Annotated in this window: 18 protein-coding genes; 6 read left to right on the top strand and 12 right to left on the bottom strand. The window is 68.4% G+C overall.

Features of this window, described 5'->3' with window-relative positions; genetic code table 11:
- Window positions 1-138 precede the first annotated feature (138 nt).
- Window positions 139-1,521, bottom strand: a complete 1,383-nt coding sequence (locus ACFWR9_RS00625; RefSeq protein ID WP_376349048.1) for a glycine--tRNA ligase — start codon at window positions 1,519-1,521, stop codon at window positions 139-141.
- Between the two features lie 170 nt (window positions 1,522-1,691).
- On the opposite strand from ACFWR9_RS00625, the gene ACFWR9_RS00620 reads away from it, so the two are divergent.
- The 4 genes from ACFWR9_RS00620 (at window position 1,692) to ACFWR9_RS00605 (ending at window position 4,855) form a co-directional block, all read left to right on the top strand.
- Window positions 1,692-2,666 carry a metal ABC transporter substrate-binding protein gene (locus ACFWR9_RS00620; RefSeq protein ID WP_383833283.1) on the top strand — a complete coding sequence of 325 codons (975 nt, stop codon included), beginning with the start codon at window positions 1,692-1,694 and terminating at the stop codon, window positions 2,664-2,666.
- Between the two features lie 20 nt (window positions 2,667-2,686).
- Complete coding sequence (locus ACFWR9_RS00615; RefSeq protein WP_383833280.1) at window positions 2,687-3,460, top strand: metal ABC transporter ATP-binding protein; 774 nt, start codon at window positions 2,687-2,689, stop codon at window positions 3,458-3,460.
- 13 nt (window positions 3,461-3,473) lie between these two features.
- Complete coding sequence (locus ACFWR9_RS00610) at window positions 3,474-4,376, top strand: metal ABC transporter permease (protein WP_383833277.1); 903 nt, start codon at window positions 3,474-3,476, stop codon at window positions 4,374-4,376.
- A gap of 62 nt (window positions 4,377-4,438) precedes the next feature.
- Window positions 4,439-4,855 (top strand): Fur family transcriptional regulator, encoded by a 417-nt coding sequence (locus ACFWR9_RS00605; protein WP_383833275.1) that lies wholly within the window; start codon window positions 4,439-4,441, stop codon window positions 4,853-4,855.
- On the opposite strand, the gene ACFWR9_RS00600 is transcribed toward ACFWR9_RS00605, so the two are convergent.
- The 5 genes from ACFWR9_RS00600 to ACFWR9_RS00580 form a co-directional block, all read right to left on the bottom strand.
- Window positions 4,852-5,409, bottom strand: coding sequence for a DUF1275 family protein (locus tag ACFWR9_RS00600; RefSeq protein WP_383833272.1), 558 nt, complete (start codon window positions 5,407-5,409; stop codon window positions 4,852-4,854). The two genes, ACFWR9_RS00605 and ACFWR9_RS00600, sit on opposite strands and share 4 nt — an antisense overlap.
- A gap of 257 nt (window positions 5,410-5,666) precedes the next feature.
- Entirely contained in the window at window positions 5,667-6,497 is an 831-nt protein-coding gene (locus ACFWR9_RS00595) for an isoprenyl transferase (RefSeq protein ID WP_383833269.1), read from the bottom strand.
- 16 nt (window positions 6,498-6,513) lie between these two features.
- Window positions 6,514-7,263 (bottom strand): DNA repair protein RecO, encoded by a 750-nt coding sequence (gene recO, locus ACFWR9_RS00590; protein WP_125491737.1) that lies wholly within the window; start codon window positions 7,261-7,263, stop codon window positions 6,514-6,516.
- Window positions 7,264-7,285: 22 nt separating this feature from the next.
- Window positions 7,286-7,501 carry a hypothetical protein gene (locus ACFWR9_RS00585; protein WP_383833266.1) on the bottom strand — a complete coding sequence of 72 codons (216 nt, stop codon included), beginning with the start codon at window positions 7,499-7,501 and terminating at the stop codon, window positions 7,286-7,288.
- Window positions 7,498-7,704, bottom strand: coding sequence for a hypothetical protein (locus ACFWR9_RS00580; RefSeq protein WP_383833263.1), 207 nt, complete (start codon window positions 7,702-7,704; stop codon window positions 7,498-7,500). Before ACFWR9_RS00580 ends, ACFWR9_RS00585 begins: the two co-directional genes overlap by 4 nt.
- Before the next feature lie 115 nt (window positions 7,705-7,819).
- Here ACFWR9_RS00580 and ACFWR9_RS00575 point away from each other — a divergent pair, with 115 nt between their 5' ends.
- Window positions 7,820-8,656 (top strand): helix-turn-helix domain-containing protein, encoded by an 837-nt coding sequence (locus ACFWR9_RS00575; protein ID WP_383833260.1) that lies wholly within the window; start codon window positions 7,820-7,822, stop codon window positions 8,654-8,656.
- The gene (locus ACFWR9_RS00570; RefSeq protein ID WP_383833257.1) at window positions 8,635-8,952 is read left to right on the top strand and encodes a DUF397 domain-containing protein; all 318 of its coding nucleotides are present in this window, start codon (window positions 8,635-8,637) and stop codon (window positions 8,950-8,952) included. The genes ACFWR9_RS00575 and ACFWR9_RS00570 overlap by 22 nt, the downstream gene beginning before the upstream one ends.
- A gap of 160 nt (window positions 8,953-9,112) precedes the next feature.
- Here the strand turns inward: ACFWR9_RS00570 and ACFWR9_RS00565 are convergent, their stop codons facing one another.
- From ACFWR9_RS00565 to ACFWR9_RS00540, 6 genes are all read right to left on the bottom strand, one after another.
- Window positions 9,113-9,514 (bottom strand): DDE-type integrase/transposase/recombinase, encoded by a 402-nt coding sequence (locus ACFWR9_RS00565; protein WP_383833541.1) that lies wholly within the window; start codon window positions 9,512-9,514, stop codon window positions 9,113-9,115.
- Between the two features lie 13 nt (window positions 9,515-9,527).
- The gene (locus ACFWR9_RS00560) at window positions 9,528-9,836 is read right to left on the bottom strand and encodes an IS3 family transposase (RefSeq protein WP_383833254.1); all 309 of its coding nucleotides are present in this window, start codon (window positions 9,834-9,836) and stop codon (window positions 9,528-9,530) included.
- A gap of 207 nt (window positions 9,837-10,043) precedes the next feature.
- Complete coding sequence (locus ACFWR9_RS00555; RefSeq protein WP_383833251.1) at window positions 10,044-10,283, bottom strand: transposase; 240 nt, start codon at window positions 10,281-10,283, stop codon at window positions 10,044-10,046.
- Between the two features lie 133 nt (window positions 10,284-10,416).
- The gene (locus ACFWR9_RS00550) at window positions 10,417-11,166 is read right to left on the bottom strand and encodes an ATP-binding cassette domain-containing protein (protein ID WP_383833248.1); all 750 of its coding nucleotides are present in this window, start codon (window positions 11,164-11,166) and stop codon (window positions 10,417-10,419) included.
- Entirely contained in the window at window positions 11,163-11,744 is a 582-nt protein-coding gene (locus ACFWR9_RS00545) for a hypothetical protein (protein WP_383833245.1), read from the bottom strand. The genes ACFWR9_RS00550 and ACFWR9_RS00545 overlap by 4 nt, the downstream gene beginning before the upstream one ends.
- Window positions 11,741-13,021: a hypothetical protein gene (locus ACFWR9_RS00540; protein ID WP_383833242.1), complete on the bottom strand. Its 1,281-nt coding sequence runs from the start codon at window positions 13,019-13,021 to the stop codon at window positions 11,741-11,743. The genes ACFWR9_RS00545 and ACFWR9_RS00540 overlap by 4 nt, the downstream gene beginning before the upstream one ends.
- Between the last annotated feature and the right edge of the window lie 89 nt (window positions 13,022-13,110).

Here is a 13,110-nt window from a genome sequence, read left to right as displayed (position 1 = left end):
CACTCTCACCCGCCTCGTTCTTTGGTTTTTTTGTGGTTGTGGGTGTGGTGTGTGGGGGTGGGGGGGGGGGGGGGGGGGGGGGGGGGGGGGGCGGGCCGCCCCCCCCCCCCCCCCCCCTACCTCAACCGAAGAGAACGATCAGCACCCGACCAGCCGCGAAGCCAGGTACCCCTCGATCTGGTCCAGCGACACGCGTTCCTGCTTCATGGTGTCCCGCTCGCGAACCGTCACCGCGTTGTCGTCCAACGTGTCGAAGTCAACCGTCACGCAGAACGGCGTACCGATCTCGTCCTGACGCCGGTACCGGCGCCCGATCGCCCCGGCGTCGTCGAACTCGATGTTCCAGTTCTGCCGCAGCGCCTGCGCGAGCCCCTTCGCCTTGGGCGACAGCTCGGGGTTGCGGGACAGCGGCAGCACGGCGACCTTCACCGGGGACAGCCGCGGGTCGAGCCGCAGCACGGTGCGCTTCTCCAGCTTGCCCTTGGCGTTCGGCGCCTCGTCCTCGATGTACGCGTCGAGCAGGAAGGCGAGCATCGCCCGCCCGACACCGGCCGCCGGCTCGATGACGTACGGCGTCCAGCGCTCGCCGGCCTCCTGGTCGAAGTAGGAGAGGTCCTGGCCGGAGGCCTTGGCGTGCGAAGAGAGGTCGTAGTCGGTGCGGTTGGCGACACCCTCCAGCTCGCCCCACTCGCTGCCGCCGAAGGAGAAGCGGTACTCGATGTCCGCGGTGCGCTTGGAGTAGTGGGAGAGCTTCTCGGCCGGGTGCTCGAACCAGCGCATGTTCTCCTCGCGGAGACCCAGGCCCGTGTACCAGTTCCAGCGCTGCTCCATCCAGTACTCCTGCCACTTCTCGTCCTCGCCCGGCTTGACGAAGAACTCCATCTCCATCTGCTCGAACTCGCGGGTCCGGAAGATGAAGTTGCCGGGCGTGATCTCGTTGCGGAAGGACTTGCCCATCTGGGCGATACCGAACGGCGGCTTGCGGCGCGAAGTGGTCTGCACCTGGGCGAAGTTGGTGAAGATGCCCTGGGCGGTCTCGGGCCGCAGGTAGGCGACGGAGCCGCTGTCCTGGGTCGGGCCGAGGTGGGTGGAGAGCAGACCGGAGAACTGCTTGGGCTCGGTGAAGGTGCCCTTGTTGCCGCAGTTGGGGCAGTTGAGGTCGGCCAGGCCGTTCTCGGGGGCCTTGCCCTTCTTCTCCTCGTAGGCCTCCTCCAGGTGGTCCGCGCGGAACCGCTTGTGGCAGGAGGTGCACTCGGTCAGCGGGTCCGTGAAGGTGGCGACGTGACCGGAGGCCACCCAGACGTCGGGGGCCAGGATCACGGAGGAGTCGAGACCGACGACGTCCTCGCGCGAGGTGACCATGTAGCGCCACCACTGGCGCTTGAGGTTCTCCTTGAGCTCGACACCGAGCGGACCGTAGTCCCAGGCGGCGCGCTGACCGCCGTAGATCTCACTGCAGGGGAATACGAAGCCACGGCGCTTGCTCAGGCTGACGATGGTGTCGATCTTGTCGGCGGCCACGGTGCTCTCTTCATTACGACGACGGGCGACGAAGCGAGATGCTTCCAGAGAATGCTTCAGGTTACCGGCGTGGACTGCCCCTCAACCAAATCGGGGCCCCACCGGTCCTGCGGACCCCCGACACGACCGCTTGTTGACAACCGTTTCCATATTTGTTGAAAATGAATCCCATGAACGTACGACGACGTCACATATCCGGCATAGCAGTCACCGCGGCCGCCGCGCTCGGCCTCGGGACCCTCTCGGCCTGCGCCGGCGACAGCGCGGCGGCGGGCAACACGGACAAGTTCGACGTCGTCGCGTCGTTCTACCCCATGGCCTTCCTCGCCGAGCAGGTCGGTGGTGATCACGTCAACGTCACCAGTCTGACCGAGCCCGGCCAGGAACCGCACGACCTGGAGATCAGCGCCAAGCAGCGCGCCCAGCTGGAGGAGACGGACGCCGCACTCTTCCTCAAGGGCCTGCAGCCCTCCGCCGACGAGGCCATCGCCCAGTCCGGCGCCGAGACGAAGATCGACGCGGCCACGCTGACCGCCCTGGAGGAGCACGGCTCCGAGGTCGGCGGGCACGAGCGCTCCGAAGACGAGCACGCAGAGCACGGCCACGACCACGGCGAGGAGGGCGGCAAGGACCCCCACATCTGGCTCGACCCGGTCAAGTACGCCGAGGTCGCCGAGGGGGTCGGCAAGGCCTTCGAGAAGGCCGACCCCGACCACGCGGCCGACTACAAGAAGAACACCGAGGCGCTGGTCGCGAAGCTCGGCGGCCTGAACACGAAGTTCGAGACCGGGCTGAAGGACACGAAGACCAAGGTCTTCATCACCACGCACTCCGCCTTCGGCTACCTCGCCGAGCGCTACGGCCTGACCGAGGAGGCCATCAGCGGCCTCAGCCCCGAGTCCGAGCCCAGCGGCGCCCGGGTCAAGGAGCTTGAGAAGATGGCGAAGGCCGACGGCGTCTCCACGGTCTTCTACGAGACGCTCGTCAGCGACAAGACCGCGAAGACGGTCGCCAAGGACGCGAACCTCAGGACGGACGTCCTCGACCCGATCGAGGGCATCACCGACAAGTCCCGCGGCGACGACTACTTCCAGGTCATGGAAGCCAACCTCAAGGCCCTGCGGACGGCCCTGGGTGCCAAGTGATCAACTCACCGGAGGGCGGCATGAGCGAGCCCGTCAACGTCATCTCGCTGCGCGGCGTGCGCGCCGAACTCGGCTCACGCCCCGTCCTGCGCGGCATCGACCTCACCGTGCGCCGCGGCGAGGTCGTCGCCCTGCTCGGCGCCAACGGCTCGGGCAAGTCCACGGCCGTGCGCACCGTCATCGGCCAGGTGCCGGTCACCGCCGGGGAGATCGAGCTGTTCGGCGCCCCGCGCCGCCGGTTCCGCGACTGGGCGCGCGTGGGCTACGTCCCGCAGCGCACCACGGCCGCGGGCGGCGTCCCCGCGACGGTGACCGAGGTGGTCTCCTCCGGGCGGCTGTCCCGGGCCCGCTTCGGCCTGCTGCGCAAGGCCGACCACGAGGCCGTGCGCCGCGCCCTCGCCCTGGTCGGCATGGCGGACCGGGCCAAGGACTCGGTGAACGCCCTCTCCGGCGGCCAGCACCAGCGCGTGCTGATCGCCCGCGCGCTCGCCGCCGAACCCGAACTGCTGATCATGGACGAGCCGATGGCGGGCGTCGACCTGGCCAGCCAGGAGGTGCTGGCCGAGACGCTCAGGGAGCAGGTCGCGGCGGGCACCACGGTCCTGCTCGTGCTGCACGAGCTGGGCCCCCTGGAGCCGCTGATCGACCGGGCGGTGGTGCTCCGCGACGGCTGCGTGCTGCACGACGGCCCGCCCCCGGAGGCGGTCGGCCAGCACGCGCTGCCCGGCCACGACCACGTGCACCCGCACGCGCCCACGGACGCCGAACCGATCCGCACCGGCCTGCTGAGCTGAGAAGGCGACGACTATGGAAATCCTGAACTACGCCTTCATGCAGCGGGCCCTGCTGGCGGCCGTCCTGGTCGGCATCACCGCCCCCGCCGTCGGCATCTACCTGGTCCAGCGCCGCCAGGCCCTCATGGGCGACGGCATCGGCCACGTGGCGATGACCGGCGTCGGCCTCGGCTTCCTGCTCTCCTGGTCCCCGGTGTGGATGGCGACCCTGGTCTCCGTGCTGGGCGCCGTCCTGATGGAGCTGATCCGCTGGTACGGCAAGACCCGCGGCGACATCGCCCTCGCGATGCTCTTCTACGGCGGCATGGCCGGCGGTGTGATGTTCATCAACCTCGCGCCGACGGGCTCCAGCGCCAACCTCACCTCGTACCTCTTCGGGTCCCTGTCCACGGTGAGCGAGTCCGACGTCACGGCGATCTGCGTGCTGGCCGCCTTCGTGGTCCTGGTCACCCTGGGCCTGCGCCGGCAGCTGTTCGCGGTCAGCCAGGACGAGGAGTTCGCCCGGGTCACCGGCCTGCCGGTGCGCGCGCTGAACCTGCTGACGGCCGTCACGGCCGCGGTGACGGTGACGGTCGCGATGCGCGTCGTCGGGCTGCTGCTGGTGTCGGCGCTGATGGTGGTCCCGGTGGCCGCCGCGCAGCAGCTCACCCGCAGTTTCGCCGCCACCTTCGCGATCGCCGTCGCGCTCGGCGTCACCGTGACGATCGGCGGCACGGTCACCTCGTACTACCAGGACGTGCCGCCCGGCGCGACGATCGTGCTGCTCACCATCGGCGCGTTCGTCCTGCTGACCGCGCTGGCGGCACCGCTCGCCCGGCGACGCGCGCGAGCGCTCACCGCGGAGCGGCCCGCCGCGGATCCGGCGGAGTGCAAGATTCCGGCCACCCGGGGGGCCACCGACGAGGTCGGCGTCTGACCGCGGGCGAACCGGGCTGGCACAATGGCCCGGCAAGCCGCCAAGACGTGAGGAGGAATCCGGTGACGACCGCTGGACCGCCCGTGAAGGGCCGCGCCACCCGGCAGCGGGCCGCCGTGTCGGCGGCCCTCCAGGAGGTCGAGGAGTTCCGCAGCGCACAGGAGCTCCACGACATGCTCAAGCACAAGGGCGACTCGGTCGGGCTCACCACGGTCTACCGCACGCTTCAGTCCCTCGCCGACGCCGGCGAGGTGGACGTCCTGCGCACCGCCGACGGCGAGTCCGTCTACCGCCGCTGCTCCACCGGCGACCATCACCACCACCTGGTCTGCCGCTCCTGCGGCAAGGCCGTCGAGGTCGAGGGCCCAGCGGTGGAGAAGTGGGCCGAGGCCATCGCCGCCGAACACGGCTACGTCAACGTCGCGCACACGGTGGAGATCTTCGGTACGTGCGCGGACTGCGCGACGGCCGGTAGCTAGCCCTGTCGCCCGCTGGGCTCCGCTGTCGGTACCGCCGGGGTCACCGCCGCCAGAAGCAGCACGATCGCGGCGATGACGAGCAGCGCCCGTCCGGTGCCCAGCGGCACCAGCAGCAGGGTGCCCAGCGCGCCGCCCGCGAAGATCCCCGTCACGGTGGCCGTCCACCGCGCCCTCGCGAGCCGCTGCCGCCCCGTCGCCCCCCGCAGAACCGCACGCGGCTGCTTCAGCACGTCATTGATCAGCTCGGCCATCGCGGTCTGGCTCAGCAGCGTCGGCATCCCCGGCACGTGCATGCGCAGCGCGGTGGAGGCGCGCAGCCCCATGGCCAGCGCGACGGTCCCGACGACCACGTGTTCGGCCCGGGGTTCGGCGGACCCGCTGCCGTGCCGCGCGAGGGCCAGGGCGCCGGCCAGGACCAGCAGCAGCCCCTCCACCACCAGCCCGATCGCGAACCAGGGCCGCCCCCGCTCCGCGAGCCACATCAGTACGACGGCCCCCACCGCCGCACCCAGCATGAACGCCACGATGGCCGTGGCGGGCCGCGCCACCGGCACGTCGCCCTCCCCGGGCCAGCGCGAACGACAGGAACAGCACGTTGCCGGTCGCCAGCGCGCAGAAGACCTCGCCCATGGTCAGGAAGCTGACGGCGTCGACGGCGCCCGCGAGCACCGTGAGCACGGTCATGACGGCGATACGCCGGACGTCGGGCGGGGACACGGAGGGCTCGGCCATGCCGCCAGCATGAGCAGCGCGCCGGGGCGGCCACCGCAACCCCCGAGGTGACACGCGCCCGAAGCACCCGAGCGGGCCGTTACGACTGCCTGCCCTCCATGGCGAGCAGCTCCTCGTTCGGGATGGCCCCGCCGAACCGCCGGTCGCGGGAGGCGAACTCCAGGCACGCCCGCCACAGGTCGCGCCGGTCGAAGTCGGGCCACAGCACGTCCTGGAACACCATCTCGGCGTACGCGCTCTGCCAGAGCAGGTAGTTGGACGTGCGCTGCTCGCCGCTGGGCCGCAGGAACAGGTCCACGTCCGGCATGTCCGGGTAGTACAGGTACTTCGCGAGGGTCTTCTCGTTGACCTTCGACGGGTCGAGCCGCCCGGCCCGCACGTCCTCGGCGAGGGCCTGCGCCGCGTCGGCGATCTCGGCGCGGCCGCCGTAGTTCATGCAGAAGTACAGCGTCAGCCGGTCGTTGTCCTTGGTCTGCTCCTGCGCGACCTGGAGTTCCTTGGCGACGGACTTCCACAGCTTGGGCATCCGCCCCACCCAGCGGACGCGGATCCCCAGCTCGTCGAGCTGGTCGCGGGTCTTGCGGATGAAGTCCCGGTTGAAGTTCATCAGGAAGCGCACCTCGTCCGGCGACCGCTTCCAGTTCTCGGTGGAGAAGGCGTACAGGGAGATGTTCTTCACGCCCATCTCGATCGCGCCCTGGAGCACGTCGAGCACCCGCTCGGCCCCGACCTTGTGCCCCTCGGTCCGCGGCAGCCCGCGGTCCTTGGCCCAGCGCCCGTTGCCGTCCATGACGATCGCCACATGCTCGGGGACCAGCTCACCGAGGCCCGGGGGCCGCGCGCCGGACGGGTGCGGCTCCGGTGTCCTGTACTCCCGGCGCTGCCGCCCCAGGATCCCGCGTACGGCCATGTGTCTCTCGTCTCCTTCAGGATTTCTCGACGTATCGCAGGGAGCGCAGGCCGCGCTCCAGGTGCCAGTGCAGATAGGCGGACACCAGCCCGCTGCCCTCCCGGACGTACCGCGGCTCGCACGCGTCCGCGGTCCCCCAGTCTCCCGTGAGCAGCGCCCCGAGCAGTTCCAGGGCCTGCGGCGAGGGTACGACGCTGCCGGGCACCCGGCAGTCGGCGCAGACGGAACCGCCCGACCCGACCGAGAAGAACCGGTTGGGACCGGGCAGGCCGCACTTCGCGCAGTCCCCGAAGGTCGGCGCGTACCCGTTCACAGCCAGCGAGCGCAGGAGGAACGCGTCGAGCACGAGGTTCGGCGCGTGCTCGCCCCGGGCGAGGGTGCGCAGCGCGCCGACGAGCAGCAGGTACTGCTGCACCGCCGGCTCGCCCTCGTGGTCGGTGAACCGCTCGGCCGTCTCCAGCATGGCCGTCCCGGCGGTGTAGCGGGCGTAGTCCGTGACGATCCCGCCGCCGTACGGAGCGATGGTCTCGCTCTGCGTGCACAGCGGCAGCCCGCGCCCGACCAGCTCGCTGTTCCTGGCGAAGAACTGCACGTCGACGTGCGAGAACGGTTCGAGGCGGGCCCCGAACTTCGACTTCGTCCGCCGCACCCCGCGCGCCACGGCGCGTACGCGTCCGTGACCGCGCGTGAGCAAGGTGATGATCCGGTCCGCCTCACCCAGCTTCTGGGTGCGCAGCACGATGCCGTCGTCGCGGAACAGACTCATGCCGCCCATTCTCGCGCATGCCTCACGGCACCTCGCCACGGCTTCTCGCATTGGTGTACGCCATCGCCGCACTGAGCCGCTCGGCCGGGGTGGCATGACGTACGTCACCGGGCTCGGCGTCCCACTCCTGACCCCCGCCGTACGGTCGCATCTGGACGTACGGCCCCTCGTGCCCCATGACGACGCCGACGCGTCCGGTACGGGTGTCGACGGCGTGGGAACCGACGGGCGGCATCATCGCAGCGCCGCCGCGAGTCGCTGCGCGGTCTCGACGGAACACCGCCCCAATTCGACGAGCGGACAGGGGGCCTCCCGCGCGAGACTCACCGGGTCCAGCCCGAGGGACGGCAGAGTAATTCCTGCCTTCGTGAGTGCCGCGCGCAATTCTTTCACCGTGTCCTCCGCTTCTTCGACGCAGAGCGTCGAGTGTGGTGCCTTCACCGTGCTCCCCTTCCCTTTTCGGTTTCACTCTTCGTATCCCTACAGTGCCGCTCCGCACCTACACTCGACAGGAGTACGTGCACTACAAGTGCGGGTCAGCGCATGGGGGTTGGTTATGGCCAACGGTTCACGGCAGGCGGCGTGGGAGTTCTTCGGGGCCGAACTCAAGCGGCGGCGGGAGGACGCGGGGATTACCCAAGTGGAGCTGGGGGCGCGGGTTTTTGTCTCCGGCGGCTACATCGGCCAGTTCGAACAGGCCATTCGGAAGCCGCAGCTGGATGTGGCGCAGCGGATTGACGAGACACTACAAACCGACGGTATTTTCGAGCGGCTGTGGCAAAAACTCATCAAGGAGCAGCGGTACGCGGAGTACTTCGCGCACGCGGCGGAACTGGAGCGGCTGGCGACGAGCATCTGTGAGTGGGCGCCCGCCGTGGTCCCGGGGCTCTTGCAGACGCCCGGTTACGCCCGCGCGATCTACTTCGCGAGCAACCCGCTCTCCACGGATGCGTACATGGAGGAGATGGTCGGTCTCCGCATGGACCGTGCTCAGCTCCTGAAGGACGCTGCACGACCGGTGTATTGGGTGCTCATGCACGAGGCCGTACTGCGAGTGCCGGTCGGCCCTCCGACGGTGATGGCCGGGCAACTGGACCACATCTCGGAGGCAGTACGCAGCCGCAAGGCGCTGGTGCTGGTAGTCCCGTTCTCCGCCGGGGCGCATCCGCAGATGGGCAAGTTGACCAGGTTGATGGAGTTCGAGGACGCACCGCCGACCGTCTATACAGAGGCCGTGCTGTCGGGCAATCTGCTGGACGATCCGGCAGTAGTGAAGCGGGTACAAGCGGATTACGATCTCCTCAGGGCCGCAGCTCTGCCACTGGAGGCGTCCCTGGACATGATCGAGGCGGCGGCGGAGGGGTACAGACGATGCGGCGCGGATACGACCTGACCAGTGCCCGTTGGCGCAAGAGCAGTTACAGCGGCGGGAGTGGCGGCGAGGAGTGCGTCGAGGTCGCGTACGACTTCCCCGGCGCCGCCCGCTGGCGGAAGAGCAGCTACAGCAACGGCGAGGGCGGCGACTGCGTCGAGGTCGCCGACGGAGTCCCCGGCGTCGTGCCCGTCCGGGACAACAAGGTGGCCGACGGGCCAGTGATCGTCATCAGGCCGGCCGCGTGGACGGAGTTCGTACGCACCGTCGGGGCCGCCCGCTTCTTTGCCAGTGTCGTGCCTCCGCGACCCGAGTAAAGGGCGCTACGCGTCGGCTTCGCCGGTCGGCCTACAGCAGACGCTTGACCCGTGGGTCGTCTCGCGTCGCTGCCGTGCTACCCGAACCGAGCCACGCGGCAGCGGCGCCGCCTTCTCTCTGCCGTTCTCTTCGCGGCGGCCTTCCTGCCGCCCGCCTTCTTCAGCGCCTAGCAGGGACCGAATCGGTCGCGCCGAGGCACTGCCAAGGGCAGCCGCTGAGCACGGCGGGCGGCGCGGGGTGTCGGCCCGGCCGGCGCAGCCACCCTTCTCCAACTGAGCGAACTGAGGTTCCCCCGGCATGGAGCATCCATAGGTTCTCCGCGAGAGAGTTGTCGTACGAGTCCCCGACGGATCCCATTGACGCCTGAACTCTCGCCCATACCCGACGAGTTGTCAGCTTCACGAAGGTGTATTGACATCCGTGGTCGGCGTGGTGGATGAGCTTGCCGGGCTCGACCTCGCGGGAGGCGAAGTCGTACTCGAGGGTGGTCAGTACCAGGTCGGCGTCCGCTCGGGCGGGAGTCTCCCAGGCGACGACGCGGCGAGAGAAGGCGTCGCGGATCGCGTAGAGCCAACTATGAGCCTTCGCTGGTGGAGGTCATCGTGAGGTCGGTGACCAACAGCCGGTTCGGGGACTTCGCGGTGAAGTCCCGCTCGACCAGATCCGAGGCAAGGGTGGCTTTGGAGTCGCGGCGTGTGAAGCCCCTGCGGCGCGGGCTGACGCCCGTGATGTCGGCCTCCCGCATCAGTCGCTCGACCCGCTTGCGCCCCACGCGGGCGCCTTCGCGTTTCAGGACGGCTTGCACGCGCGGCGAGCCGCAGACGCCAACGGAATCGGCGTGGATCTCCTTGATCTGGTCGGTGAGTTCGGCATCTCGGCGCACCCGTTCGCATGGCTCCTTCTAGCGCGGCGCCAGCGGTAGTAGGTGGAGGATGGGATGTGCAGTTCCCGGAGTACCAGCTCGCCCCCCCCGGCGGGGATGCTCATCGATGAGCGCCGTCGACTGGGCCGGGTCGGGTCCAGCTGGGCCGCGAAAAAGCCCGAGGCCGTCCGCAGCACGTCATTGGCCCGCTTGAGCTGGGCGTTCTCTTCACGCAGGGCCATGAGCTCGGCCCACTGTGGGTGGTGAGCCGGTCGTTGCGCTCGTGGCATCCGCCTCGGCCTGACGGATCCAGCCGCGCAAGGCCTCGGGATGCACACCGAGGTCGACGGCGAGATTCTTGATCTGCGGCTTCGGATCGGATGTGTGATACATCCGTACCGCACGCTCACACAACTCCAACGCGTACTTTCCGGGGCAGCCATGGTCACAGGACCTCTCATGTCCCATCTGACCGTCTGACACCATCCGTGTATCTCGGGGAAACCTCGAACGAGCCCGGGGCGACCGCGACGACTGGCCACTCGTGGAAGCTTTCGCGCGGGCCTTTGCTTTCGCTGATGCCCTCCCTGACCTCGCGTGATCAGATTGCTGATGCGCCGTGGTGGGTCAGCAGGGCTGTGTACGCGGCTTCTGCTGCTCGGCCCTGAGCGGTGCCGGGGGGTGTATGCGCAAGAAAGTCTTCGGTGGTGCCTTGCTGCAGGATGGAGCCTGCGTTGAGCACGGTGACGTGGTGGGCTTCTTCGGCGAGGTCGGCCACATCGTGCGTCGACAGAAGGATTTGCACGCCTTCAGTGACGAGACTTGCGAGAAGGTCTCGAAAGACGCGTCGCTGGTGAGGGTCCATGCCGGCCGTCGGCTCGTCTAGCAGCAGGATGCGGGCGTTGTGCACCAGGGCCGCTGCTACGCCGACCCGGCGCAGTTGACCGCCGGAGAGCCGGCCGCTCTTCTCATTGACCTTGTCCGTGAGTTGCACGCGGTTGAGTGCACGGCGCGCTTGGCTCCATGCGTCTTTGCGGCTCATGCCCTTGAGCCAGCCTGCGTAGGCGACGTATTCGCGTGCGGTCATGGAGGGGAGGGACACAATGTCCTGGGGCATCCATGCCACTGTTTCACGGAACTTCTTGGTGCCGGCGGGCGTCCCGTCCAGCGTCACATGGCCGGCGGACGGGCGTATGACGGAGGCTGCCAGCTTGAGCAGCGTTGACTTGCCTGCGCCGTTGGGGCCGAGCAGGACCGTTAGTCCGGAGGGAAGGTGGTAGGTGAGGTCCTGCAGGATCGGGCCCCTGCGTCGTCGGTACGCGTAGGTGCAGGATGCCAGTTCCAGGGTCATGAGATCTTCCTTGAGGTGTACAGCTGCGCGAAGATGCCGCCAGCGAGCATCAGTGTCGCTCCGACGGTGGCGTGCAGGGCACCGACCGGTTCCGCGATGACGGTCCACGGGTGGGCGTCGCCCGTGGAGCGAAATCCGACCATGACCACGGTGATCGTCCATGCAGTGGGAACGAGTGCTGCGGCTCCTTGGGAGAGGATGCGGGAGCACAGCATTAGCCCGGTCAGGAACAGTGTGTTGCGGCCGATTGTGTCGGCTGGTGGAACCTGCATGAACTGGTGCGCAAGTTGGCCGACCGCGAGGGCGCTGAGCATGGTGACGCCGACGAGGGCGGCGTCCCTGAGTGCCACGTTGCGTACGGCAGGTGCCTCAGCAGCGGCGAGGCCCGACCCGAGGCACAGCGTCAAGCCGGCGACGAGTGGTATGGGGACGAAAAGCGAGAGGGCGGTCTGGGTACCGCCGACCAGGGAGGGCAGAACGACGACCACGTCACCGATGAGGATGGTGAGGACGGCGAAGAGCAGGAATGTGGCGGTGAGGACCGTGGGGGCACGCCGTGCTTTGAGCCAGAGGATCACGTGCCGCTCCGGCTGCACGCGGCCGTCACAGCCTTCTCGTACCAGGCGCTCTGGTCGGCGGCGGGTTTCGTCAGGATCTGCTTGACGGCGTATTGGACCTGCTGGTTCGCCTTGGCGCCGTCGCGCGAAGGCAGTTCTCCCGCCATGCGCTGAACGTAGTCCTTGTCTGCTCCCACGATGGAGGCTGCCCACAGCTGTGCGGCCTGAGCTGGCGCTGTGTTCACGCGAGTGCAGGGGAACCGGACCGCCGCCATGGCGATTTGGTAGCGGATCGTGCCCTTCGCAGCGGCGGCGGTCAGGGGCAGACGCCATGTCGCATTCGTGGAGCCGCGGTAGCCGCGTCCGTCCGAGATCCGGTCGGTGATGAGCGTGGGAGATACTTGGAGGCCTCGTGCCCGCAGGGCCGTAAGGGCGGACAACGATTCGCTGCGTACGTCGGTCAGCGCGCTCGCGGTCGCCTGCGGCATGCACACCTTCGGCGCTTGTCCGCGGCATTCGACCGGGGCCTGGCCGGTGACGAGGGACGGGTCGTGTCCCCAGTCGTGAGTGATGCTGTACGCGCCGGACATGCACCCCACCGCGACGAGGCATCCCAGCAGTGGACGCACCCATCGGTACCGCAGCGGTGCCCACAAGACCGCAATGCCGACCGCGAGACCTCCGCCGAAGAGCATGGGCGCTGCGATTGAAGAGAGCCCAGGCACCTCCCCGAAGCTCAGATCCGCGTACTGACCGGAGACATGACGTATCCAGTACGGGTGGATCGCCCGGGTGAAGGCGACAAGTACGAAAGTCATGATGGCGACGATCGGGGCGGCGAAGAGACGCGGGACGCGCAGTCCCACCGCGAAACCGATCACTGCATGAGCGACGGCCAGGAACATCGCCATCACCGGAAGGCGAAGACTGTCGATGGTCGGCCAGGTCTGTTCCCTGATCAAATTTATCGCGGGCGGTATCAGCAGGACCGCCCACGACAGCAGAATGACGGGCGTCAGAATATTGGCGGCGACTCGAAAACGTGAGCGTGACGGGGCGAGTTGCCACATACCGCTGGCTGACATTCTTCCGCTTTCCCATGCGGCCAGGGAAGCAGCGACCGAATATGCGATCGCGTAGAGCATCATCATGGGTGATGCCACCAGAGCAGGAGCCCAGCCGTGGAATTCGGAGAGTGGATGCGCCTCTCCTGCGTTGTAGTAGAAAAGCATCAGCAGGAGGACGAACGGCGCTGCCCAGAGCACACCGCCGGAACGCAGACTGGTAGCGATTTTCATCGACAATCTTTCAGGAGATGCAGGTCGCACCCGGTGGGAAGTGCAGTTGCACTTCCCACCGGTGGTAATAGGTGTTGGGGTTGAGCGGC

Origin of the sequence: Streptomyces sp. NPDC058534 (assembly GCF_042717365.1) — a bacterium.
Taxonomy (GTDB): Bacteria; Actinomycetota; Actinomycetes; order Streptomycetales; family Streptomycetaceae; genus Streptomyces.
Note: the sequence above shows the minus strand (reverse complement) of the source record. Positions and strands in the feature narration are given on the sequence as shown.

Bases quoted from the DNA above. Each gene is read 5' to 3' on its own strand.
- ACFWR9_RS00615 (WP_383833280.1), top strand. From the start codon at position 2,687: ATGAGCGAGCCCGTCAACGTCATCTCGCTGCGCGGCGTGCGCGCCGAA.
- ACFWR9_RS00595 (WP_383833269.1), bottom strand. From the start codon at position 6,497: ATGGCCGTACGCGGGATCCTGGGGCGGCAGCGCCGGGAGTACAGGACA.
- ACFWR9_RS00620 (WP_383833283.1), top strand. From the start codon at position 1,692: ATGAACGTACGACGACGTCACATATCCGGCATAGCAGTCACCGCGGCC.
- ACFWR9_RS00610 (WP_383833277.1), top strand. From the start codon at position 3,474: ATGGAAATCCTGAACTACGCCTTCATGCAGCGGGCCCTGCTGGCGGCC.
- ACFWR9_RS00575 (WP_383833260.1), top strand. From the start codon at position 7,820: ATGGCCAACGGTTCACGGCAGGCGGCGTGGGAGTTCTTCGGGGCCGAA.
- ACFWR9_RS00555 (WP_383833251.1), bottom strand. From the start codon at position 10,283: ATGGGACATGAGAGGTCCTGTGACCATGGCTGCCCCGGAAAGTACGCG.
- ACFWR9_RS00585 (WP_383833266.1), bottom strand. From the start codon at position 7,501: ATGATGCCGCCCGTCGGTTCCCACGCCGTCGACACCCGTACCGGACGC.
- ACFWR9_RS00550 (WP_383833248.1), bottom strand. From the start codon at position 11,166: ATGACCCTGGAACTGGCATCCTGCACCTACGCGTACCGACGACGCAGG.
- ACFWR9_RS00570 (WP_383833257.1), top strand. From the start codon at position 8,635: ATGCGGCGCGGATACGACCTGACCAGTGCCCGTTGGCGCAAGAGCAGT.
- ACFWR9_RS00540 (WP_383833242.1), bottom strand. From the start codon at position 13,021: ATGAAAATCGCTACCAGTCTGCGTTCCGGCGGTGTGCTCTGGGCAGCG.
- recO (WP_125491737.1), bottom strand. From the start codon at position 7,263: ATGAGTCTGTTCCGCGACGACGGCATCGTGCTGCGCACCCAGAAGCTG.